This is a genomic window from Streptomyces nigrescens, from assembly GCF_027626975.1.
Taxonomy (GTDB): domain Bacteria; phylum Actinomycetota; class Actinomycetes; order Streptomycetales; family Streptomycetaceae; genus Streptomyces; species Streptomyces nigrescens.
The window spans coordinates 7,084,524-7,105,465 of the sequence record NZ_CP114203.1; the positions used below are offsets into that span (position 1 = coordinate 7,084,524).

Consider the following 20,942-nt stretch of genomic DNA (forward strand, 5'->3'; position numbering starts at 1 on the left):
GGCGGTGTCGAGCCTACCCCCGCGAGTGCGTGCGTCTTTTCGACGCTCAGTCGGTGTTTTCGGCGCTCAGTCGGTGTGGTGCTGTCGCGGCGGCCCGTCGCTTCGGGTAACCAAATCAGGACTTCTGGCATTCCGGTCCCAGATGTGCGGGCCTTACGACCAGACTGCCGGGCGGCGGTCCGGTTCGCCTCCTGAACGCCGGGCGGACACCCGGGTAAAGGTGTCGCCGCCGCACCGCTGCCCGCCGCCCAACACGACCCCACCCCCGCGAAGATCGCTGTATGGCCAACGTCTAAAGTGGCGTGGTACGCGCAAGCCCTACACCGCGTCTTCACCGCCGGATGGGCTTGCATGCCTTTTCTCTTCCGCGGCACAGGCCGCTGACGTTACTTCCAGGGGTGTGCGTGACGGCCGTCGAATCCCGTCCTGCGGGGGCGCTTGCTCAGGTCCCCGGGAATCCCGGTGAGCGGCCGTTCGGGGCCCGCGTCAAAGGGTTCGTGGCGCTGACCAAGCCACGGGTCATCGAGCTGCTGCTGATGACCACCGTGCCGGTGATGTTCCTGGCCGCCAAGGGAGTGCCCGATCTGTGGCTGGTCCTGGCGACCTGCATCGGCGGCTACCTCTCCGCCGGCGGCGCCGCGGCCTTCAACATGTACCTCGACCGCGACATCGACGCGCTGATGGACCGCACGTCCCAGCGGCCGCTGGTCACCGGCATCGTGAGCCCCCGTGAATGCCTGGTCTTCGCGACCGCCCTCGCGGTCGGCTCCACCGCCTGGTTCTGGTACCTCGTCAACCCGCTGTCGGCGATGCTGTCACTCGGTGCGCTGCTCTTCTATGTCGTCGTCTACACGATGATCCTCAAGCGGCGCACCTCGCAGAACATCGTCTGGGGCGGCATCGCGGGCTGCATGCCGGTCTTCATCGGCTGGTCGTCGGTGACGAACTCCGTCTCCTGGGCCTCGTTCATCCTCTTCCTGGTCATCTTCTTCTGGACGCCGCCGCACTACTGGCCGCTGTCGATGAAGGTCAAGGACGACTACGAGCGCGTCGGTGTGCCGATGCTGCCGGCCGTCGCGGGCAACAAGGTCGTCGCCCGGCAGATCGTCGCCTACAGCTGGGTGATGGTGGCGGTCTCGCTGCTGCTGCAGCCGCTGGGCTACACCGGCTGGTTCTACACCGCGGTCGCGGTGGTCTGCGGAGCCTTCTGGCTCAAGGAGGCGCACGGCCTCCAGGCCCGCGCGAAGGCCGGCATCACGGGCGCCAAGCTCAAGGAGATGCGGCTGTTCCACTGGTCCATCACCTATGTGTCTCTGCTGTTCGTCGCCGTCGCCGTGGACCCCTTCCTGCGCTGAGAGGTGTGGGGGATCACCCTCACAATTGGCCGTACTCGCGGGTAGCATGCTGTCCATGGCAGACACCCAGCAGGCGGAAGAGCACGTGGAGGCGGCGGCCGGCACGGCGGCCGACAAGCGGGCCGGCCGGCGCACGGCCAAGCTCACCAAGCAGATCCGCGCCTTTGCCGACACCCACGGCGGCAGCGCCGAGGGCCAGCTCGCGCACATCGGCCGCGGCCGCATCCGGATCGCCCTCGTCGGGGCCAACGGCGAGTGGGGAAACCTCGTCGCGGACTCCTTCGACTCCGCCAAGGACGCCGCCACCGCGGCCGGCGTCACCCTCCAGGACGACTTCGACGGCGACCTCGCCGCCAGGGTCCGCACCGGCCGCTACGAGTGGTCCCGGATGGCAGGCATCCAGGTCGGCGGCCCGGCCAACGCCTGACGGACGGTAGCCGGGCGCCGTGCGCCGGAGCGTACGCCGGAAGCGGAGCCCGCTACCTCACCACCACCTCGTCCGTTAAGCCCACCAGGCGCGGCGCTCCGGCCGCGCCCGGCGGGCACTCGGCGAGGAGAAGCGGATGGACGGCCTTCCCTTCCTGATAGATCAGCCGCCGCTCATCGACCAGTACAGCCTCGGCGCGGTGCACGACGAGCTCGGCCTCGGCTCCTTCGAGACCCACCTCGCCGCCGCGGCCGGCGCCCACGGCCCGGCACCCGCCGGCACCAGCTACTTCGACAGCTTCACCGGCCTCGCGATACGCCGCTGGTGCCCCCCGCTGCTCGGCCTGGAACCGCACTGCCCGCCCGCCCGCTACCTGGCCCGCAGACGCGAGGTCGGCGCCTACCGGGCCGGACGCATGCTGCTGCGCGGCTCCGGAATCGGCACCTTCCTGCTGGAGGCCGGGACCCCCAGCAATCTGACCTCGGCCACCGAACTCGCCACCGCCGCCGCGGCCCGCACCCACGAGGTCGTACGGCTCGAACCGCTCGCCGAGCAGGTCGCCGACACCTCCGGCAGCGTCGATTCCTTCATCGGCTACACCGCCGAGGCCCTCTACGCCGCGGCCCAGCACGCCACCGCCTTCGCCTCCGGCGCCACCTACTGCGAGGGGCACGCCCCGGAGGCCGGTGAGGTGCGGCGGGCAGCGGACCGCTGGCTGCGCGGCCGCCGGCCCGGGGAGCGGCTCGGGGAGCCCGCACTCGTACGGCATCTGCTGTGGAGCGCGGTGGCCACCGGCCTGCCGGTGCAGCTGCACTGCCCCGATCCGCAGCCGCTGGCGGCCTTCCTGCGCGCCACCACCGGCATCGGCTCGGATCTCGTCCTGCTGCCGGAGGCGCCGCACCACCGGCGGGCCGCGCAGCTCGCCGCGGTGCACGCCCATGTGTACGCGGACGCCGGGCCCTGCCCCGAGGAGACGCTGGGCCGGGCGCCGTTCGGCAAGCTGCTGTTCTCCTCGGGCGCCCGGGGGCTGCCCGAGCTCTATGTGACCGGCGCCCGGTGTTTCCTGCGGGCCATGGCGCGCCTCGTACGGGAGTGGACCGACGAGGGCCTGTGCGGGCCCGGGGACGGGCGGCGGATCACCGAGACGATCGGGTTCGGGACCGCGCGGCGGGTCTACCGGCTGAGCGCGGAGACCGCCTGAGGCTCCGGTGCCTCGTGCTCGCCGGAGGGGGCGGGCTCGCCGGGGCCCTCCTCCTGGAGCGGACCGCGGTCGCGCAAGGAAAGACAGACCCGCAGCACCCAGATCCACACCAGGGCCGAGCCCAGCATGTGGAGCCCGATGACGATCTCGGGCAGGCCCGTGAAGTACTGGACGTAGCCGATGACGCCCTGCGCGGCGATACAGGCGAACAGCTCCAGGAGCGTCCGGCGCGGGGCGGCCGGTGCCTTGACGGCGCGCAGCGTGAACCACAGGGCGACGGACAGGCCGACGACGATGTAGACGAAGTCGACGTGGAGCTGGGTGATCTCCTGCCAGTTCAGCGGGATGCGGTGGACCTTCTTGGCGTCGCCCGCATGCGGGCCCGTGCCGGTGACGACCGTGCCGATGACGGTGAGCACGCCGGTCGCGGCCACCAACAGCCAGGCCAGCTGCCGCGCCGGACGGGCGACCAGGTCGCGCGGCTCCTCGTCGCCCTCGCACGCCCGCTTCCAGCTCACCACGGCGACCGTGAGCAGCGCCGTGGCCGCAAGGAAGTGCGAGCTGACGATGTACGGGTTCAGGCCGGTCAGGACGGTGATACCGCCGACGACGGCATTGCTCATGACGAGCCAGAACTGCGCCCAGCCGAGCCGGTTGAGCGAGCGGCGCCGGGGGTGCCGGGCGCGGGCGGCGATGATGAACAGCCCGACGACCGCGCACAGCACATAGGTCAGCATGCGGTTGCCGAACTCGATGAGGCCGTTGATGCCCATCGCGGCGGTCGGAGTCAGGCTGTCCGGCGTGCACTTGGGCCAGGTCGAGCAGCCCAGCCCGGACTGCGAGAGCCGGACCGCGCCACCCGTGACGACGATGATCACGGCCATCACGACGGTGGCCATCGCGGCCCGTCGTACGAAGGCCGCGGACGGCTGCCAGCGGCGGGCGATCAGCTCAAGGGGATTCAGCGTGTTCGGCACGGGAGCCATCGTAGGCGGCCCCTTGTGCAAACTTTCACGAGGGGTGCGTGTGCGACGGAACCACCCGTCCGGGCCTGCCTCGGCCGCTCACTCCCAGCGGAAGAACCGCGCCGCGGCCCCCAGCCCGAGCACCGCCCACACCGCGAGGATGCCGAGGTCCGGCCAGGGGATGCCGGCGCCGTGCTGGAGCACCTCGCGCAGCCCGTCGGACAGTGCCGTGATCGGCAGCAGCCCGAGCACGCTCTGGGCGGCCTCCGGGAACTTGTCCAGCGGGACGATCACGCCGCCGCCGACCAGCAGCAACAGGAACACCAGGTTGGCCGCCGCGAGGGTGGCCTCCGCCTTGAGCGTGCCGGCCATCAGCAGGCCCAGGCCGGAGAAGGCGGCGGTGCCCAGGAGGAGCAGCAGCGCCACCGTGAGCGGACTGCCCTGAGGGGACCAGCCCAGCGCGAGCGCGACCGCGGTCAGCAGCGCGATCTGCAGGACCTCGGTGACCAGCACCGCACAGGTCTTGGCGGTCATCAGCCCCCAGCGCGGCAGCGGCGAGACGGCGAGCCGCTTGAGCACGCCGTAGCGCCGCTCGAAGCCGGTCGCGATGGCCTGGCCGGTGAAGGCGGTCGACAGCACGGCGAGCGCCAGGACGCCGGGCGCCAGGAAGTCGACGGACCGGCCCGCGCCGGCGGCCGTGCCGGTGGGCACCGCGACGATGTCGACGGCGGAGAACACCACCAGCAGCAGCGTCGGGATGATCACGGTCAGCAGCAGCTGCTCACCGTTGCGCAGCAGCATCCTGGTCTCCAGGGCCGCCTGCGCGCGGATCATCCGGGGCAGCGGAGCCGCACCGGGCCGCGGGCTGAACGTGCCGGTGACGCCACCGGCCTCGGTGGTGGTCATGCGCGCAGCTCCTTGCCCGTGAGCTCCAGGAAAACGTCCTCCAGGGTGTGCCGTTCGACGGCTATCGCGTCGGGCATCACGCCGTTCTGGGCGCACCAGGAGGCGACGGTGGCCAGCAGCTGCGGGTTGACCTTGCCGTGGACGCGGTAGACGCCGGAGGCGGGCTCCGCGGCGGCGCTGTCCGCGGGCAGCGCCTTGAGGAGCGAGGCGAGGTCGAGTCCGGGGCGGCCGGTGAAGCGCAGGCTGTTCTCCGCGCCGCCGCGGCACAGTTCGTCCGGGCTGCCCTGGGCGATCACCCGGCCGCCGTCGATGATCGCGACATCGTCGGCGAGCTGCTCGGCCTCGTCCATGAAGTGCGTGGTCAGTACGGTGCTGACGCCGTCGGCGCGCAGTTCCCGTACGAGGTCCCAGGTGGCGTGGCGGGCCTGCGGGTCGAGTCCGGCCGTCGGCTCGTCCAGGAAGACCAGCTCGGGGCGGCCGACCACGGCCATCGCCAGCGCCAGCCGTTGTTGCTGGCCGCCGGAGAGCCGCCGGTAGGGGGTCCGGCCGCAGCTGCCGAGGCCGAGCCGGTCGATGAGCGTGCCGACGTCGAGGGGGTGGGCGTGCAGGGTGGCGGTGTGCCGCAGCATCTCCTCCGCCTTGGCGCCCGCGTAGACGCCGCCGGACTGCAGCATCACGCCGATCCGCGGCCGCAGTGCCGCGGCGTCGGCGACCGGGTCCAGGCCCAGGACCCGCACCCGGCCGGCGTCCGGCCGGCGGTAGCCCTCGCAGGTCTCGACGGTGGTGGTCTTGCCGGCGCCGTTCGGGCCGAGCACGGCGGTCACCGCGCCGCGGGCGACGGTCAGATCGAGCCCGTCCACGGCGGTCTTGGTCCCGTATCGCTTGACCAGGCCGGTGATCTCGACGGCAGGCTCTCGGCCAGGGGGCCGGGGGTCGCCCCCCGGGGAGGTGCTGGGCATGCCGGGCAGTCTACGGAGAGTGGCAGGCCTACCTCCAATGGGGGAGTGGGCCCTCATCGGCGTCCGTTCCCCGGTCTGGCGGTGTGTGACCGCACGGGTTTTCACGGCCCGTGAGCCGTGGTGCGCCGTTGCCGGACGGGGGCGGACCTTCGCAGGTCGGCGCCGCTTCCGCCGCCCGGCAGGTACTTGATTTAGGTAACCCTAAGTGATAGAGGCCACCCATCCGTGATCCGGACGAGGCTTGTATCGCTTTGACGAATTACGCAACAATGGCGTTGTGAAATACGCGAGCGAGGACCAGGAAGGGCCCGCGGTCGAGCAGACCGAAGGGCCGGCCCCCTCCGCGCCCGAGCAGACCGAGCGGCGCGGGCCCGCCCCGCACGCCGCGGCGCCGCACGACGAACAGCAGGGCACCCGCAACAGGGTGGCCCGCTCCATCCTCGACCACGGTCCGTCCACCGCAGCCGAGCTCGCCCTTCGCCTGGAGCTGACCCAGGCGGCCGTCCGACGGCATCTGGACGCGCTGGCCGCGGAGGGCGTCGTCGAGCCCCGCGAGAAGCGCGTCTACGGCACCCGTGGCCGTGGCCGCCCGGCCAGGGCCTTCGCCCTCACCGACTGCGGACGGGACGCCTTCGACCAGGCCTACGACCAGCTCGCCACCGACGCGCTGCGCTGGATCGCGCAGAGCGCGGGCGGCGGTGAGCAGGGCGAGGCGGCCGTCGCCGCGTTCGCCCGTGCGCGCCTCGCCGCGCAGGCCGAGGGCTACCGCGAGGCGGTCGAGGCCGCCGAGCCGGAGGCCCGTACCGAGGCCCTTGCGAAGGCGTTGACCGTGGACGGGTACGCTGCTACGGCGCGCAGCGCCCCCAATCCCCAGCTCGGTGAACAGCTCTGCCAGCACCACTGCCCGGTCGCCCATGTCGCCGAGCAGTACCCGCAGCTGTGCGAGGCGGAGACCGAGGTCTTCTCCCGATTGCTCGGGACCCATGTACAGCGGCTTGCCACCATCGCCCATGGCGACGGGGTGTGCACGACCTTCGTCCCGAAGGCCGGTGCCGGCAAGGCCGCTCACAGCACCGCACGCACCACCAAGACCACCACAGCATCTGCAAGCACGGCCGGGAGGAACCCCGCATGACGCTCCCTACGGAGACTGCTCACCCTGAGCTCGAGGGTCTGGGCAAGTACGAATACGGCTGGGCCGACTCCGACGTGGCCGGCGCTTCCGCCAAGCGCGGCCTCTCCGAGGCCGTCGTCCGCGACATCTCGGCGAAGAAGAACGAGCCGGAGTGGATGCTCAAGCTCCGCCTCAAGGGCCTGAAGCTGTTCGACAAGAAGCCCATGCCGAACTGGGGCTCGGACCTGTCGGGCATCGACTTCGACAACATCAAGTACTTCGTCCGCTCCACCGAGCAGCAGGCCGCCTCCTGGGAGGACCTGCCCGAGGACATCAAGAACACCTACGACAAGCTCGGCATCCCCGAGGCGGAGAAGCAGCGCCTGGTCGCCGGTGTCGCCGCGCAGTACGAGTCCGAGGTCGTCTACCACCAGATCCGTGAGGACCTGGAGGAGCAGGGCGTCATCTTCCTGGACACCGACACCGCGCTCAAGGAGCACCCGGAGCTCTTCCAGGAGTACTTCGGCACGGTCATCCCGGTCGGCGACAACAAGTTCGCGTCGCTGAACAGCGCGGTGTGGTCCGGCGGCTCGTTCATCTACGTGCCCAAGGGTGTCCACGTCGACATCCCGCTGCAGGCCTACTTCCGGATCAACACCGAGAACATGGGCCAGTTCGAGCGGACGCTGATCATCGTCGACGAGGACGCCTACGTCCACTACGTCGAGGGCTGCACGGCGCCGATCTACAAGTCGGACTCGCTGCACTCCGCGGTGGTCGAGATCATCGTGAAGAAGGGCGGCCGCTGCCGCTACACGACCATCCAGAACTGGTCGAACAACGTCTACAACCTGGTCACCAAGCGCGCCGTCGCCTACGAGGGCGCGACCATGGAGTGGGTCGACGGCAACCTCGGCTCCAAGGTGACCATGAAGTACCCGGCGGTCTACCTCATGGGCGAGCACGCCAAGGGTGAGACCCTGTCCATCGCCTTCGCGGGCGAGGGCCAGCACCAGGACGCCGGCTCCAAGATGGTCCACATGGCGCCGAACACCTCCTCCAACATCGTCTCCAAGTCGGTGGCGCGAGGCGGCGGCCGGACCTCCTACCGCGGTCTGGTCGAGATCGGCGAGGGCGCCGCGGGCTCCAAGTCCAACGTGCTGTGTGACGCCCTGCTGGTGGACACCATCTCCCGTTCGGACACCTACCCCTACGTCGACGTCCGCGAGGACGACGTGTCGATGGGCCACGAGGCGACCGTCTCCAAGGTCAGCGAGGACCAGCTCTTCTACCTGATGGCCCGTGGCCTGACGGAGTTCGAGGCCATGGCGATGATCGTGCGCGGCTTCGTCGAGCCGATCGCCCGTGAGCTGCCGATGGAGTACGCGCTGGAGCTGAACCGGCTGATCGAGCTGCAGATGGAAGGCGCGGTCGGCTGACACCCGGCCCCCAGGCAGCAACGGATTCACGAGGCAGCGTCCTCTTCAAGAAAGCGAGCTAGACGACAGCCATGGCTGAGGCTCAGAACATCCCGGCGGGTTCCACGACCACCGGCTCCCTTGCGGTGGCCGCGGAGTCCACCGTCGCCACCCGGATGAGCGCCCCGCCGTCCTACGACGTGGCGGACTTCCCGGTGCCGCACGGCCGCGAGGAGGAGTGGCGCTTCACGCCCCTCGCGCGCCTGAAGGGCCTGCACGACGGCAGTGCCGCGGCCGGCGGTCCGGACCTGAAGATCGACATCACCGCTCCCGAGGGCGTCACCCACGAGCTGGTCGACCGCACCGACCCGCGGGTCGGCAAGGCCGGCAAGCCCGTGGACCGGGTCGCCGCCCAGGCGTACAGCTCGTTCGAGAAGGCCTCGGTGGTCTCGGTCCCCAAGGAGACCGTGCTCGCCGAGCCCATCCGGATCACCGTGCACGGCGAGGGCGGCACCGCCTTCGGCCACCAGGTCATCGAGCTCGGCGCGTTCGCCGAGGCGGTCGTCGTCATCGACCACACCGGTGACGCGGTGCTCGCCGCCAACGTCGACTACCTCCTCGGTGACGGCGCCAAGCTGACCGTCGTCTCCGTCCAGGACTGGGACGACCACGCCGTCCACGTCGGGCAGCACAACGCCCTCGTCGGCCGGGACGCCACCTTCAAGTCCGTGGTGGTCACCTTCGGCGGCGACCTCGTCCGGCTGCACCCCCGCGTCACCTACGCGGGCCCCGGCGGTGAGGCCGAGCTCTACGGTCTGTACTTCACCGAGCAGGGCCAGCACCAGGAGCACCGCCTCTTCGTCGACCACGAGGCGACCAACTGCCGCTCGAACGTCGTCTACAAGGGCGCGCTGCAGGGCCAGGACGCCCACGCGGTCTGGATCGGCGATGTCCTCATCCAGGCGGCGGCCACCGGCACGGACACCTACGAGCTCAACCGCAACCTCGTCCTCACCGACGGCGCGCGGGTCGACTCGGTGCCCAACCTGGAGATCGAGACCGGCGAGATCGTCGGCGCCGGCCACGCCTCGGCGACCGGCCGCTTCGACGACGAGCAGCTGTTCTACCTGATGGCCCGCGGCATCCCGGCCGACGAGGCCCGCCGACTGGTCGTCCGCGGCTTCTTCGCCGAGCTGGTCCAGCAGATCGGTCTCCCGGACGTCGAAGAGCGTCTGATGAGCAAGATCGAGGCCGAGCTGGAAGCGTCCGCGGCATGACGTACGTACGCGCAGCGGCGCTCAGCGAGCTGGAGGAGGACACCCCCAAGCGGGTGGAACTCGACGGCACGCCCGTCTCCCTGGTCCGCACCGAGGGAGAAGTCTTCGCGATCAACGACATCTGCTCGCACGCGAATGTCTCGCTCTCGGAAGGCGAGGTCGAGGACTGCTCGATCGAGTGCTGGCTGCACGGTTCGAGCTTCGACCTGCGCACCGGCAAGCCGAACGGCCTTCCCGCGACGCGCCCCGTCCCCGTATACCCCGTAAAGATCGAAGGGGACGACGTGCTCGTCTCCGTCACCCAGGAGTCCTGAGTTCCCCATGGCAACGCTTGAGATCCACGACCTGCACGTCTCCGTCGAGGCCGAGAACGGCCCGCGCGAGATCCTGAAGGGCGTCGACCTGACCGTGAAGCAGGGCGAGACGCACGCCATCATGGGCCCCAACGGCTCCGGCAAGTCCACCCTCGCCTACTCCCTCGCGGGTCACCCCAAGTACACGATCACCGGCGGCACCGTCACCCTCGACGGCGAGGACGTCCTGGAGATGTCCGTCGACGAGCGCGCGCGGGCCGGCGTCTTCCTCGCCATGCAGTACCCGGTCGAGGTCCCCGGCGTCTCGGTCTCCAACTTCCTGCGGACCTCCGCGACCGCGATCCGCGGTGAGGCCCCCAAGCTGCGGCTGTGGGTCAAGGAGGTCAAGGAGGCCATGGAGCGCCTCCAGATGGACCCCGCCTTCGCCGAGCGCAACGTCAACGAGGGCTTCTCCGGCGGTGAGAAGAAGCGCCACGAGATCCTCCAGCTGGAGCTGCTCAAGCCGGCCATCGCGATCCTCGACGAGACCGACTCCGGTCTGGACGTCGACGCGCTGCGCACCGTCTCCGAGGGCGTCAACCGCGTCCGCGAGACCGGCGAGGTCGGCACCCTGCTGATCACGCACTACACGCGCATCCTGCGCTACATCAAGCCCGACCGCGTGCATGTGTTCGCCAACGGCCGGATCGCCGAGTCCGGCGGTGCCGAGCTCGCGGACAAGCTGGAGGCCGAGGGCTACGAGGCATACACGAAGGGTGGCGCAACCGCGTGACACAGCTGCCGGGCCTCCTCGACACAGAGGCGATCCGTAAGGACTTCCCCATCCTGGATCGTCAGATCCATGACGGGAAGAAGGTCGTGTACCTGGACAACGCGGCGACCTCGCAGAAGCCGCGTCAGGTCCTCGACGCCCTGAACGCCTACTACGAACGCCACAACGCCAACGTCCACCGCGGCGTGCATGTGCTCGCCGAGGAGGCCACGGCGCTGTACGAAGGCGCCCGCGACAAGGTGGCCGCCTTCATCAACGCCCCGAGCCGCGACGAGGTGATCTTCACCAAGAACGCCTCCGAGTCGCTCAACCTCGTGGCCAACATGCTCGGCTGGGCCGATGAGCCCTACCGCGTGGACCGTGAGACCGAGATCGTCATCACGGAGATGGAGCACCACTCCAACATCGTCCCGTGGCAGCTGCTCTCGCAGCGCACCGGTGCGAAGCTGAAGTGGTTCGGCATCACCGACGACGGCCGCCTCGACCTGTCCAACATCGACGAGATCATCACCGAGAAGACGAAGATCGTCTCCTTCACGCTGGTCTCCAACATCATGGGCACGATCAACCCGGTCGAGACGATCATCCGCCGCGCCCAGGAGGTCGGCGCGCTGGTCTGCATCGACGCCTCGCAGGCCGCCCCGCACATGGTGCTGGACGTGCAGGCGCTGCAGGCCGACTTCGTGGCCTTCACCGGCCACAAGATGTGCGGCCCGACCGGCATCGGCGTCCTCTGGGGCCGCCAGGAGCTGCTGGAGGACCTCCCGCCGTTCCTCGGTGGCGGCGAGATGATCGAGACCGTCTCGATGCACTCCTCGACCTATGCGCCCGCCCCGCACAAGTTCGAGGCCGGTACGCCCCCGATCGCCCAGGCCGTCGGCCTCGGCGCGGCCGTGGACTACCTCACCTCGATCGGCATGGACAACATCGCCGCGCATGAGCACGCGATCACCGAGTACGCCGTCAAGCGGCTGCTGGAGGTCCCCGACCTGCGCATCATCGGCCCGAGCACGGCCGAGGACCGCGGGGCGACGCTCTCCTTCACGCTCGGCGACATCCATCCCCACGACGTCGGCCAGGTGCTGGACGAGCAGGGCATCGCGGTCCGGGTGGGTCACCACTGCGCCCGGCCGGTCTGCCTGCGCTTCGGAATTCCCGCGACCACGCGAGCGTCGTTCTATCTGTACTCCACGCCCGCCGAGGTCGACGCCTTGGTCGAGGGCCTGGAGCACGTCCGCAACTTTTTCGGATAACCAAGCACAGCGGATGAGGACGAGGACTGACTGAGCCGTGAAGCTGGATTCCATGTACCAGGACGTCATCCTGGACCACTACAAGCACCCCCATGGGCGCGGTCTTCGGGACGGCGACGCCGAGGTGCACCATGTCAACCCCACGTGCGGTGACGAGATCACGCTGCGCGTGCGGCTCGACGGCGCGACGATCGAGGATGTCTCCTACGAGGGCCAGGGCTGCTCCATCAGCCAGGCCAGTGCGTCGGTGCTCAACGACCTCCTGGTGGGCAAGCAGCTCGGCGACGCGCAGAAGATCCAGGAGACGTTCCTGGAGCTGATGCAGTCCAAGGGCCAGGTGGAGCCGGATGACGCCATGGAGGAGATCCTGGAGGACGCGGTGGCGTTCGCCGGTGTCTCCAAGTACCCGGCGCGTGTGAAGTGCGCCCTGCTCAGTTGGATGGCCTGGAAGGACGCCACGGCCAAGGCCCTCTCCGAGGAGGCGAAGACCGCATGACCGACACTCCGACCACCACGAAGCCCGCCTCCGAGGAGGAGGTCCGCGAGGCGCTGTACGACGTCGTGGACCCCGAGCTGGGCATCGATGTCGTCAACCTGGGGCTGATCTACGGCATCCACGTCGACGACGCCAACATCGCCACCATCGACATGACGCTGACCTCCGCGGCCTGCCCGCTGACCGACGTCATCGAGGACCAGGCGAAGTCCGCCACGGACGGCATCGTCAACGAGCTGAAGATCAACTGGGTCTGGATGCCCCCGTGGGGCCCGGACAAGATCACCGACGACGGTCGCGAGCAGCTCCGCGCGCTGGGCTTCAACGTCTGAGACGCCGGCGCCCGAAAGGCCGAGCCGAAACGGCCGTGCCCCCGCAGAATGCGGCGGGCACGGCCGTTTCGCTGTCCCGGGGCGCGTCCGGCCGGCCCGCAGCGTGGCCGGAAAGCGTTGTGTACGCCCGTACGCAACGTTGTGTACGCTCGTACGCATGGCCTATCTGATGCTCGCCGGCGCGATTCTCTCCGAGGTGCTCGCGACCACCGCCATGAAGTACACCGACGGCTTCAGCAGGCTGTGGCCTTCGGTGGGGACGGCGCTGGGCTATCTGCTCGCCTTCGCGCTGCTCGCCCAGACGCTCAAGTCGATGAGTGTCGGGACCGCGTACGCCATCTGGTCCGGTGCCGGGACGGCGGTGATCGCCGCGATAGGGATGGTGTTCCTGGGGGAGAGCGCCGGTGCGCTGAAGATCCTCGGAGTGCTGCTGGTCATCGCCGGTGTCGTGGTGCTGAACCTGGACGGGGCGCACTGATGGCCCGGCGCTACGACCCGGACCGGCGGCAGCGGATCATCGACGCGGCGATCACCGTGGTCGGCGAGCGCGGGATCGCCGGGCTCAGCCACCGCGCCGTGGCCGCCGCGGCGGATGTGCCGCTGGGCTCGACCACCTACCACTTCGCGTCCCTGGACGACCTGCTGGTCGCCGCGCTGCGGCAGTCCAACGTCGTGTGCCTGGACGACTTCGCCCGCTGGGTCGACGGCATCGACCCGGAGGCGCCGCTCGCCGAGGAGGTCGCGAGGCTGGTCGAGGACACGCTGACCGGTGACCGCAGACGGATGGAGCTGGAGTACGAGCTGTATCTGGCGGCGCTGCGGCACGAGGCGGTGCGGCCGATCGCCGCCGAATGCCTGGACGAGATGGTGCGGCTGCTCGGACAGCGGATCGGCGATCTGCGCACGGCGCGGACGGTGGTGGCCCTCACCGACGGGCTGGTGTTGCAGCATCTGCTGACCGGGCAGCCCTTCGACCCCGAGGCGGTGCGGGCCGGGCTGGCCGGGGTGCTGGGCTGAACCGCCCGGCAGCGGGCCGTTTTCCAGGCCCTGCGGGCGGGGTGGTGCGCCCCCGTGACCCGGCCCGATCGCTGAGACCGGTTCGCCTCGGCGGGCGCCCTCCGGTTAGGTTTCGAACATGACCGAAGCTGCTACCTCCCGTACGACCGGCGCCGTCGCCGCCGGGCTCGCCACCGTCACCTCCGACGGCACCGTTCTCGACACCTGGTTCCCGGCGCCCGAGCTGGCCGCGGCGACCGCCGACCTCGGCCCCGCCGGCACCGAGCGCCTCGACGACGAGCGCGCCACCGAACTGCTGGGCGCCGCCGTGCTCAAGGCGATCGGTCCCGACCCGGTCCGCGAGGTCGAGGTCGTCGCCGTCCGGACGGTCATCGCCTCCCTCGACGACAAGCCGCTGGACGCCCATGACGCGTATCTGCGCCTCCACCTGCTCAGCCACCGGCTGGTCAAGCCGCACGGGCAGAACCTGGAGGGCGTCTTCGGCCTGCTGGCCAACGTCGCCTGGACCTCGCTGGGCCCGGTGGCCGTCGACCAGGTGGAGACGGTGCGGCTGAACGCCCGCGCCGAGGGGCTGCACCTGATGGTCACCGGCATCGACAAGTTCCCGCGGATGACGGACTATGTCGCGCCCGCCGGGGTGCGGATCGCGGACGCCGACCGGGTGCGCCTGGGCGCGCACCTCGCGGCCGGCACCACCGTCATGCACGAGGGCTTCGTCAACTTCAACGCCGGGACGCTGGGCACCTCCATGGTCGAGGGCCGGATCAGCGCGGGTGTGGTCATCGGCGACGGCTCCGACATCGGCGGCGGCGCCTCCACCATGGGCACCCTGTCCGGCGGCGGCAAGCAGATCATCTCGATCGGCGAGCGCTGCCTGCTCGGCGCCGAGTCGGGTATCGGTATCGCGCTGGGCAACGAGTGCGTCGTCGAGGCCGGTCTGTACGTCACCGCCGGCACCCGGGTCACGCTGCCCGACGGCCAGATCGTCAAGGCCCTGGAGCTGTCCGGCGCGGACAACATCCTCTTCCGCCGCAACTCCACCACCGGCACCGTCGAGGCCCGCCCGAACAAGGCGGACTGGGGCGGCCTCAACGAGGTACTGCACAGCCACAACTGAGCGGACACGGTCGCACCACGGCCCGGCGGGCATCCCGCCGGGCCTTTGGTTTCGGTACCCCGGTCCCGGGCCCGGCCGGACGCCGATAGGCTTGCGCCATGCGTGATCTTGTAGCGGGGATGCGGTATCTGGGCAAGGGCCAGCGCTGGGTCGCCCAGCACGGCCGGTGGTGGGGATTCGGGCTGATTCCGGCCCTGATCGCCCTGGTGCTGTACGTCGCGGTGCTCACCGTGCTCGCCCTCTGGTCCGGCGATATCGCGGCCTGGGCGACGCCGTTCGCCGACGACTGGGACGAGCCCTGGCAGGGGCTGCTGCGCGGGGTGTTCGTGGGGCTGCTGTTCGCCGGCGGGCTGATGCTGTCGGTGCTGACCTTCACCGCGGTCACCCTGCTGATCGGCGACCCCTTCTACGAGTCGCTCTCGGAGAAGGTCGAGGAGTCCGAGGGGAACTGTCCGCCGTCCCCGGACCGGCCGCTGTGGCAGGAGGTCTGGATCGCGCTGCGGGACAGCGTCCATGTGCTGCTGCGGGCCGCCGGTTTCGGCATCCTGCTGTTCGTCCTCGGGTTCGTGCCGTTCATCGGGCAGACCGTGGTCCCCGCCATCGGCTTCTGTGTCTCCGGCTTCTTCCTCGCCGTCGAGCTGACCTCGGTGGCCATGCAGCGCCGGGACATCCCGGTGCGCGAGCGGCTCCGGCTGCTGCGCGGCCGCAAGGCGCTGGCGGTCGGCTTCGGCACCCCGATCGTGCTGCTGTTCCTGATCCCGTTCATCGCGGTGGTGCTGATGCCGGGCGCGGTCGCCGGTGCCACGCTGCTCGTCCGGGACCTGGTGCCGGACGAGCAGGCACCGGAGCAGGCCGCCGGGCAGGGAGGCGCCGCGGCTCCGTACGGGCAGATGGCCGCGCCGGGCGCCTACGGGCCGCCGCCCGCGTCCTTCCCGCCTAACCAGGGACCGCCGCAGGCACCGCCGTCGCCGCGTCCGCAGTCCGGTCCAGGGTCGTCTGCAGCGCGTCCGCCAGCCGGCTGGTGAGCTCGGCGTCCGCCGCCAGCAGCGGACCGCGCACCGGCCCCGCGGGCAGCCCGAGGTGGTTGAGCAGCGCCTTCACGGTGACCGTGCCGGGGTGCTCCCCGCCGGTCACCGCCTCGATGAGCGGGACCAGGGCGAGCTGACGGCGGGCCGCTCCGGCCGTGTCGCCGGCGTCGTAGGCGTCCAGGAGGGCGCGCACGGCCCGGGGCGCGGCATTGGCGGCGGTGCTGACGCAGCCGCTGCCGCCGAGCGCCCGGAGCGGCAGGATCTGTTCGTCGCAGCCCGCGTAGTAGGCCAGGTCCGTCGCGGCCAGCACCTTCGCGGACTTCAGCGGGTCGTAGGCGCAGTCCTTGACCGCCACGATCCGCGGATGGGCGGCGAGCCGCAGCAAGGTCCTGGCGGTCAGCGCGGTGCCGGTGCGGCCCGGGATGTCGTAGAGCATCACCGGCAGCCCGGTGGCGTCCGCGACCGTCCGCAGATGATGGCTGACGGCCTCCTGGGTGGGCCGCGAGTAGTACGGCGTGACCACCAACAGGCCGTGTGCGCCCGCCCGTTCGGCACTGCGGGCCAAGGCGACGGTGTGCCGGGTGTCGCTGGTGCCGACCCCCGCGATGATCCGCGCGCGGTTGCCGACGGCCTCGGCCACGGCCCGCAGCAGGGTCTCCTTCTCGGCGTCCGAGGTGGTCGGGGACTCCCCGGTGGTGCCGCTCAGCACCAGTGCGTCGCAGCCGCCGTCGTCGACGAGGCGGGTGGCGAGCCGCTGCGCGCCGTCCGTGTCGAGCTCGTCGTCGGCGGTGAACGGGGTGATCATGGCGGCCGCGAGGCGCCCGAAGGGCGCTGCGGGGGCGTAGGGGGCGGTCATGGTGTCCATGTCAGAAGTGTGAGGGCGCCTCATATTTCACGTCCACTTAGTTGTGCTTGGGTAATTTGTTAAGCAGTGCTACGCCGGCAGGGCCGGAAACGTGAAGCGGCCGCCGCACCCTTCGGTGCGACGGCCGCTCGGGCATCACAGGCCCATCACGCGCCAGTCAGGCCATTCCGCGAACGCTTCAGGTCCTGGGTCCGCTCGGCGGCGGACTCCTCCGACGACTTCGGCTTCCGCTGGTCGGTGCGCCGCTCGGCGGCACGGTCCTTGTTGCCCGACTTACGGTTCTGGGACTTCGGCATGATGACTCCCTATGTCTCGCCGAATGGTTCTTACCTGCCCAGTACCGCACCCCCCGCGGCAGTTGGCCCCCGGACGTGGGCCGGTCGGGTGACGGGGGAGTCACACGAAGTGATGGCCCGCGGTGTTACGGCCGGATCCGCAGGACCTGCGGATCGTGGTCGCTGGCCTGGTCGGCGTACTCGGCGTTGAGGTGCACGATGTCGTAGTCGGCCCGGGCCAGCGGGCGGCTGGTGAGCATGTGGTCCAGCACCTGCGAGTTGCCGTTGAAGACATAGCCGTAGCGCTCGGCCCGCGGGAGCCGGCCGACCTGGTCGGTGAGCACACCGCCGGCGGTGAGCTGCTTCAGGGCCGGCGAGAACTGGTAGTCGTTGAGGTCACCGGCCACCACCACGCCGGCCTTGGGGTCCTTGGCCAGCAGCTCCTTGACGAACTGGTTGACCAGACCGGCCTGTGCGGTGCGCTGGGTCTCCGAGCTCCGGGCCGGTGGCTGGAAACGGCTGTCCAGGCCCTGGTCGCCGCCCTTGGAGTTGAAGTGGTTGGCGATCACGAACACCCGGCTCCCCGGGCGGCTCTTGAGCGAGAACTGGCCGACAAGGGGCTTGCGGCTGGCCTTCCACGCCGGGTCGGCCGGTGCGATCCGGCCCGGCGACGCGGACAGCGTGGCCTTGCCGTGGTCGCCGACCACCTTCACCGGAGTGGTGGCGTCGCCGCCCTTGATGTCCGTGAACGAGGCCCGCTCGGGGTTGAACAGGAACGCCACCCGGATGTTGCCGCCGGGCTGGCCGCCGTCCTGGCCGTTGACCGGGTCGATCTGCCGCCACTCGTACGCCGGGCCGCCGGCAGCCTTGATGGCGTCGGTGAGCTTCTTGAGGGTCGCCCCGGCGGTGACCACGCCGTTGTCGGTGGCGCCGTTGTCGTCCTGGACCTCCTCCAGCGCGACCACGTCGGGGGCGGCGAGGTGGTCCACCAGCCCCTTCGCCAGCCGGTCGAACTTGGCCTGCGGGGTACTGGGGGAGAGGTTCTCGACGTTGTAGGTGGCCACCGCCAGCTCGTCGGACTTCTGCTTGCGGGTCTTCTCCGGCTCCGGGCCGTGGTCGGTCAGCTTGCCCAGCTCGGTGGCCTGCAGCGAGTAGCCGCCGAAGCTGTCGTAGTCCAGCGGTCCGGCGGTGGAGCCGGTCAGCTCGTCGCCGACATCGGCCACCGGGAACGGCTGCTGCGCGAAGGGGATCAGGGACGCCACCTTGACCCGGCCGCCGTTGGGGTCCGCGTACGAGCCGTAGAGCGTGCCGCCGCGGGCCGTGCGGTGGCGCTTCGGCTCGGCGGTCACCCACAGCTCGTGATGGCTGCTGGTCGCCCCGACGACCGGCGCGTCCGACACCGCGACGCGCATGCCCTCCAGCGACTCGTAGCGGTCCAGGGCGTACGAGGCGGGGCGCAGCTTCAGGGACTCGATGCTCTTGCCGCCCGCGTCGGGGGCGTAACGGTTCGGCACCGAGGCCGCGTTGAGCTTGAAGGCGGCCGGCAGCGGGGCGTCCGCGGAGCCGGTCTTCCAGGTCGCGTCGGTGATCTCGGTGACCGACTGCAGACCGGCGTCCTTGCCGCCGGGGTAGTACTCGCTGACCGTGCCGGAGAAGGTGATCGCGTCGCCGACCGCGACCTTCGGCGTCTCCTTGCCGGTGAAGACGAAGACCGCCTCGCTGGTGGCCGGGTTCTTGTCCGGGTGCGGGTCCTGCACCCAGAAGCCGCGCGCCGAGCCGAACGAGCGGATCGCGGTGACCGTACCGGGCACCTCGCTGACCTGCTGTCCGGCGAGCGGGATATTCGGGTGCTGCCCTGGATGTCGTGGATCCGGGCGCCGGCCGCGGAGGCCGACTCCGTGGCGGTCAGCAGTCCGCCGGCCAGGGCGGCGCAGACCACCGCGCTGACGGCGGCCGGTCTGCGGAGCGAGCGACGGGACGGCATGCATGCCTCCGAGAGGTATGGGGGGTGGCTGGGACACCGTGGGTACGGTGCGGGACCGGCGCGCGCTACGCGCGTCGATCTGCGTCAATCTCTTGTGCACGTAAGGGAGTTGTCAAGCTTCTGCGGGTAACCGGAAGGGGGCGCGGGGGTGAACCGTCCGAGATACGGAGAATTCCGTCTACGCTTGGGCGGCGCACACCCCAGCTACCGCTGGGAGGAACCCCCAGCCGCAGTCCGTCCGAGGAGCTGAGCAGCCGATGTCCGCAGACCGCCCCACCCTGCCGCCGGTGCGGCTGCACTCCGAAGCGGAACTGGCCCGGGACGCGCTGAGCGCGCCCCTGATGGCCCGCGCCGCGAAACTCGCCCGCTGGGCCGAGCGCGGCGTCCCTGTCGGCGTCGGCGGCCAGATCCTGGAGGAGCCCCTGGCCGCCGCCACCGAGCACCTCGGTCTGACCGGCGACGAGGACGGCCCCGCCTACACCGCCGAGGCCTGGCAGCTCGCGGTGGACACCGGCCTCGTGGAGATCACGGAGACCGAGGAGAGCGAGGACGGCGCCGACCTCCCCGACGACGCCGCGGCCGGTATCGCCACCCCCGGCGAGGAGCTCGGCCTGCTCACCTCCGGCAGCCCGCAGGACATCCTCGACATCTGGCTCGGCGGTATGGAGACCGTGCTCGCCGACGCCGCCGCCCCCGACCTCGCCGACCTCGCCGACCAGCTCACCGAGGGCGGCGAACTGGATCTGGACGCGCTCGACTGGAACCCGGAGGAGGAGGCCGAGCTGCTGGACGGCATCCTCGGCAATCTCTATCTGCTGACGGCCCTGAACGAGCGCCCCGACCAGGAGGTTCCGCTGCCCGCGCTGGCCGCCTCCATGATCGTCCCGGACGATATGGACGAGCCCACGGACGATGTCCTCGAAGAGGTCTCCGAGGCGATGATGCGCCTGGACGACCAGTTCCGGGTGCTGGAGCCGATCGGCCTGGTCGCCTACCAGCCCGTCGACGAGGCGCTCATCGAGGAGCTCGACGAGGACGGCGAGACGGTCCTCCCCCAGGGGCCGGGGGGAACCTCCGCCGAGCCGCTGACCGACGAGGACGTCTCCCGCTACGGCCTGGTCCGCCTCACCCCGCTCGGTGTCTACGCGGTCCGCGCCCGGATGCTGGACGCGGGCGTGCACGCCCCCGCGGTCGGCGACCTCGCCGACAAGGGCGCCGATGTCCTCCTGGACGCGCTGCCCGACTACCCCGAGGCGCTCGCCCAGGCCGAGTCCGAGCTCTGGCTCACCGCCCGTACGCCGGCGGACGCAGCCCGGGACCTGCTCGCGGCCGCCCGCGGCGACGACGAGCGCGCCCCGCGGCGCCGGCTCGCCGCCCAGCAGACCCTCTCGCTGGTCTCGCCGGACGCCGAGGCCGCGCTGCGCGAGGTGCTCGACGACCGGCAGCTCGGCGGCCTGGCCCGGGTCTGGCTGGCCGAGCGCGCGCTGCCCGGCATCCCCGAGCCGTCCCAGGAGATGATCTTCTGGCTGACGGTGGACACCATCGCGGCGCAGCTGGACAGCGCCGACGAGGAGGCCACGACCGAGCTGCGTGACCTGGTGCAGGGCCTGACCGAGCAGCACAGCGGGTTCTTCGACACCGCCTGGCGGGTGGACCACCCGGCCACCGCCGATGTCCTGGAGGCCATGGGCCGGCTGCACCCGGACAAGAAGGCCGCCAAGGAGGCCCGCAAGGCCGCGTTCAAGGCACGCTCGCGCCAGTCGGGCTGACTCCCGCAGGGGGCCGGGCCGGGCGGGGGGCACCCACGCCCCGGGGCCGGTCCGGCGACCAGGACCGTAACGGTCCGGTCGCCGGACCGGCCCCAACT

Annotated in this window: 21 protein-coding genes and 1 pseudogene; 16 read left to right on the forward strand and 6 right to left on the reverse strand. The window is 70.8% G+C overall.

Annotated features, from left to right (window positions below; genetic code table 11):
• Nucleotides 1–404 precede the first annotated feature (404 nt).
• The 3 genes from STRNI_RS31315 to STRNI_RS31325 all read left to right on the forward strand — a co-directional run bounded on the left by STRNI_RS31315 (nt 405) and on the right by STRNI_RS31325 (nt 2,983).
• Complete coding sequence (locus tag STRNI_RS31315; protein WP_229838578.1) at nt 405–1,355, forward strand: heme o synthase; 951 nt, start codon at nt 405–407, stop codon at nt 1,353–1,355.
• A gap of 46 nt (nt 1,356–1,401) precedes the next feature.
• Complete coding sequence (locus tag STRNI_RS31320; protein WP_018091866.1) at nt 1,402–1,782, forward strand: hypothetical protein; 381 nt, start codon at nt 1,402–1,404, stop codon at nt 1,780–1,782.
• 136 nt (nt 1,783–1,918) lie between these two features.
• Complete coding sequence (locus STRNI_RS31325) at nt 1,919–2,983, forward strand: amidohydrolase (protein ID WP_093642781.1); 1,065 nt, start codon at nt 1,919–1,921, stop codon at nt 2,981–2,983.
• Here the strand turns inward: STRNI_RS31325 and STRNI_RS31330 are convergent.
• From STRNI_RS31330 to STRNI_RS31340, 3 genes are all read right to left on the reverse strand, one after another.
• The gene (locus STRNI_RS31330; protein ID WP_277412426.1) at nt 2,956–3,960 is read right to left on the reverse strand and encodes a COX15/CtaA family protein; all 1,005 of its coding nucleotides are present in this window, start codon (nt 3,958–3,960) and stop codon (nt 2,956–2,958) included. The two genes, STRNI_RS31325 and STRNI_RS31330, sit on opposite strands and share 28 nt — an antisense overlap.
• 87 nt (nt 3,961–4,047) lie before the next feature.
• Nucleotides 4,048–4,854 (reverse strand): ABC transporter permease, encoded by an 807-nt coding sequence (locus STRNI_RS31335; RefSeq protein WP_277412427.1) that lies wholly within the window; start codon nt 4,852–4,854, stop codon nt 4,048–4,050.
• Nucleotides 4,851–5,813: an ABC transporter ATP-binding protein gene (locus STRNI_RS31340; protein WP_109888984.1), complete on the reverse strand. Its 963-nt coding sequence runs from the start codon at nt 5,811–5,813 to the stop codon at nt 4,851–4,853. The genes STRNI_RS31335 and STRNI_RS31340 overlap by 4 nt, the downstream gene beginning before the upstream one ends.
• A gap of 277 nt (nt 5,814–6,090) precedes the next feature.
• On the opposite strand from STRNI_RS31340, the gene STRNI_RS31345 reads away from it, so the two are divergent.
• The 12 genes from STRNI_RS31345 (at nt 6,091) to STRNI_RS31400 (ending at nt 15,948) form a co-directional block, all read left to right on the forward strand.
• Nucleotides 6,091–6,948, forward strand: coding sequence for a helix-turn-helix transcriptional regulator (locus STRNI_RS31345; RefSeq protein WP_018091861.1), 858 nt, complete (start codon nt 6,091–6,093; stop codon nt 6,946–6,948).
• A complete protein-coding gene (gene sufB / locus STRNI_RS31350) occupies nt 6,945–8,366 on the forward strand; it encodes a Fe-S cluster assembly protein SufB (protein WP_018091860.1) in 1,422 nt (473 codons plus the stop codon). Before STRNI_RS31345 ends, sufB begins: the two co-directional genes overlap by 4 nt.
• A gap of 71 nt (nt 8,367–8,437) precedes the next feature.
• On the forward strand, nt 8,438–9,622 hold the full coding sequence (sufD, locus tag STRNI_RS31355) for a Fe-S cluster assembly protein SufD (protein ID WP_018091859.1): 1,185 nt from the start codon (nt 8,438–8,440) through the stop codon (nt 9,620–9,622).
• Nucleotides 9,619–9,936 (forward strand): non-heme iron oxygenase ferredoxin subunit, encoded by a 318-nt coding sequence (locus STRNI_RS31360; RefSeq protein WP_018091858.1) that lies wholly within the window; start codon nt 9,619–9,621, stop codon nt 9,934–9,936. The genes sufD and STRNI_RS31360 overlap by 4 nt, the downstream gene beginning before the upstream one ends.
• Nucleotides 9,937–9,943: 7 nt before the next feature.
• Nucleotides 9,944–10,708 carry a Fe-S cluster assembly ATPase SufC gene (gene sufC, locus STRNI_RS31365; RefSeq protein ID WP_018091857.1) on the forward strand — a complete coding sequence of 255 codons (765 nt, stop codon included), beginning with the start codon at nt 9,944–9,946 and terminating at the stop codon, nt 10,706–10,708.
• Entirely contained in the window at nt 10,705–11,961 is a 1,257-nt protein-coding gene (locus tag STRNI_RS31370; RefSeq protein ID WP_018091856.1) for a cysteine desulfurase, read from the forward strand. Before sufC ends, STRNI_RS31370 begins: the two co-directional genes overlap by 4 nt.
• 37 nt (nt 11,962–11,998) lie before the next feature.
• Nucleotides 11,999–12,457 (forward strand): Fe-S cluster assembly sulfur transfer protein SufU, encoded by a 459-nt coding sequence (gene sufU, locus STRNI_RS31375; protein WP_018091855.1) that lies wholly within the window; start codon nt 11,999–12,001, stop codon nt 12,455–12,457.
• On the forward strand, nt 12,454–12,789 hold the full coding sequence (locus tag STRNI_RS31380) for a metal-sulfur cluster assembly factor (protein ID WP_086718002.1): 336 nt from the start codon (nt 12,454–12,456) through the stop codon (nt 12,787–12,789). Before sufU ends, STRNI_RS31380 begins: the two co-directional genes overlap by 4 nt.
• Before the next feature lie 157 nt (nt 12,790–12,946).
• The gene (locus tag STRNI_RS31385; protein WP_093642799.1) at nt 12,947–13,267 is read left to right on the forward strand and encodes a DMT family transporter; all 321 of its coding nucleotides are present in this window, start codon (nt 12,947–12,949) and stop codon (nt 13,265–13,267) included.
• Entirely contained in the window at nt 13,267–13,806 is a 540-nt protein-coding gene (locus tag STRNI_RS31390; RefSeq protein ID WP_018091852.1) for a TetR/AcrR family transcriptional regulator, read from the forward strand. The genes STRNI_RS31385 and STRNI_RS31390 overlap by 1 nt, the downstream gene beginning before the upstream one ends.
• Before the next feature lie 118 nt (nt 13,807–13,924).
• Nucleotides 13,925–14,923 carry a 2,3,4,5-tetrahydropyridine-2,6-dicarboxylate N-succinyltransferase gene (gene dapD / locus STRNI_RS31395; RefSeq protein WP_018091851.1) on the forward strand — a complete coding sequence of 333 codons (999 nt, stop codon included), beginning with the start codon at nt 13,925–13,927 and terminating at the stop codon, nt 14,921–14,923.
• Nucleotides 14,924–15,021: 98 nt separating this feature from the next.
• Nucleotides 15,022–15,948 (forward strand): EI24 domain-containing protein, encoded by a 927-nt coding sequence (locus STRNI_RS31400; RefSeq protein ID WP_078518746.1) that lies wholly within the window; start codon nt 15,022–15,024, stop codon nt 15,946–15,948.
• Here the strand turns inward: STRNI_RS31400 and dapA are convergent.
• The 3 genes and pseudogenes from dapA to STRNI_RS31415 all read right to left on the reverse strand — a co-directional run bounded on the left by dapA (nt 15,860) and on the right by STRNI_RS31415 (nt 19,075).
• On the reverse strand, nt 15,860–16,816 hold the full coding sequence (gene dapA, locus STRNI_RS31405) for a 4-hydroxy-tetrahydrodipicolinate synthase (RefSeq protein WP_274734870.1): 957 nt from the start codon (nt 16,814–16,816) through the stop codon (nt 15,860–15,862). The two genes, STRNI_RS31400 and dapA, sit on opposite strands and share 89 nt — an antisense overlap.
• A gap of 146 nt (nt 16,817–16,962) precedes the next feature.
• Nucleotides 16,963–17,112: a hypothetical protein gene (locus STRNI_RS31410; protein ID WP_018091848.1), complete on the reverse strand. Its 150-nt coding sequence runs from the start codon at nt 17,110–17,112 to the stop codon at nt 16,963–16,965.
• 125 nt (nt 17,113–17,237) lie between these two features.
• Nucleotides 17,238–19,075 (reverse strand): annotated as a pseudogene (locus tag STRNI_RS31415) (endonuclease/exonuclease/phosphatase family protein).
• A gap of 257 nt (nt 19,076–19,332) precedes the next feature.
• Between STRNI_RS31415 and STRNI_RS31420 the strand changes: the two are divergent.
• Entirely contained in the window at nt 19,333–20,844 is a 1,512-nt protein-coding gene (locus STRNI_RS31420; protein WP_159490335.1) for a hypothetical protein, read from the forward strand.
• The last annotated feature ends 98 nt before the right edge of the window (nt 20,845–20,942 follow it).

Excerpts from the sequence above, each read along its gene's own strand:
- STRNI_RS31320 (WP_018091866.1), top strand. The coding sequence starts at position 1,402 with ATGCTGTCCATGGCAGACACCCAGCAGGCGGAAGAGCACGTGGAGGCG.
- STRNI_RS31335 (WP_277412427.1), bottom strand. The coding sequence starts at position 4,854 with ATGACCACCACCGAGGCCGGTGGCGTCACCGGCACGTTCAGCCCGCGG.
- sufD (WP_018091859.1), top strand. The coding sequence starts at position 8,438 with ATGGCTGAGGCTCAGAACATCCCGGCGGGTTCCACGACCACCGGCTCC.
- STRNI_RS31420 (WP_159490335.1), top strand. The coding sequence starts at position 19,333 with ATGTCCGCAGACCGCCCCACCCTGCCGCCGGTGCGGCTGCACTCCGAA.
- STRNI_RS31385 (WP_093642799.1), top strand. The coding sequence starts at position 12,947 with ATGGCCTATCTGATGCTCGCCGGCGCGATTCTCTCCGAGGTGCTCGCG.
- sufB (WP_018091860.1), top strand. The coding sequence starts at position 6,945 with ATGACGCTCCCTACGGAGACTGCTCACCCTGAGCTCGAGGGTCTGGGC.
- STRNI_RS31325 (WP_093642781.1), top strand. The coding sequence starts at position 1,919 with ATGGACGGCCTTCCCTTCCTGATAGATCAGCCGCCGCTCATCGACCAG.
- STRNI_RS31410 (WP_018091848.1), bottom strand. The coding sequence starts at position 17,112 with ATGCCGAAGTCCCAGAACCGTAAGTCGGGCAACAAGGACCGTGCCGCC.
- STRNI_RS31400 (WP_078518746.1), top strand. The coding sequence starts at position 15,022 with ATGCGTGATCTTGTAGCGGGGATGCGGTATCTGGGCAAGGGCCAGCGC.
- sufC (WP_018091857.1), top strand. The coding sequence starts at position 9,944 with ATGGCAACGCTTGAGATCCACGACCTGCACGTCTCCGTCGAGGCCGAG.
- dapD (WP_018091851.1), top strand. The coding sequence starts at position 13,925 with ATGACCGAAGCTGCTACCTCCCGTACGACCGGCGCCGTCGCCGCCGGG.
- STRNI_RS31360 (WP_018091858.1), top strand. The coding sequence starts at position 9,619 with ATGACGTACGTACGCGCAGCGGCGCTCAGCGAGCTGGAGGAGGACACC.
- STRNI_RS31380 (WP_086718002.1), top strand. The coding sequence starts at position 12,454 with ATGACCGACACTCCGACCACCACGAAGCCCGCCTCCGAGGAGGAGGTC.
- dapA (WP_274734870.1), bottom strand. The coding sequence starts at position 16,816 with ATGGACACCATGACCGCCCCCTACGCCCCCGCAGCGCCCTTCGGGCGC.
- STRNI_RS31340 (WP_109888984.1), bottom strand. The coding sequence starts at position 5,813 with ATGCCCAGCACCTCCCCGGGGGGCGACCCCCGGCCCCCTGGCCGAGAG.
- STRNI_RS31390 (WP_018091852.1), top strand. The coding sequence starts at position 13,267 with ATGGCCCGGCGCTACGACCCGGACCGGCGGCAGCGGATCATCGACGCG.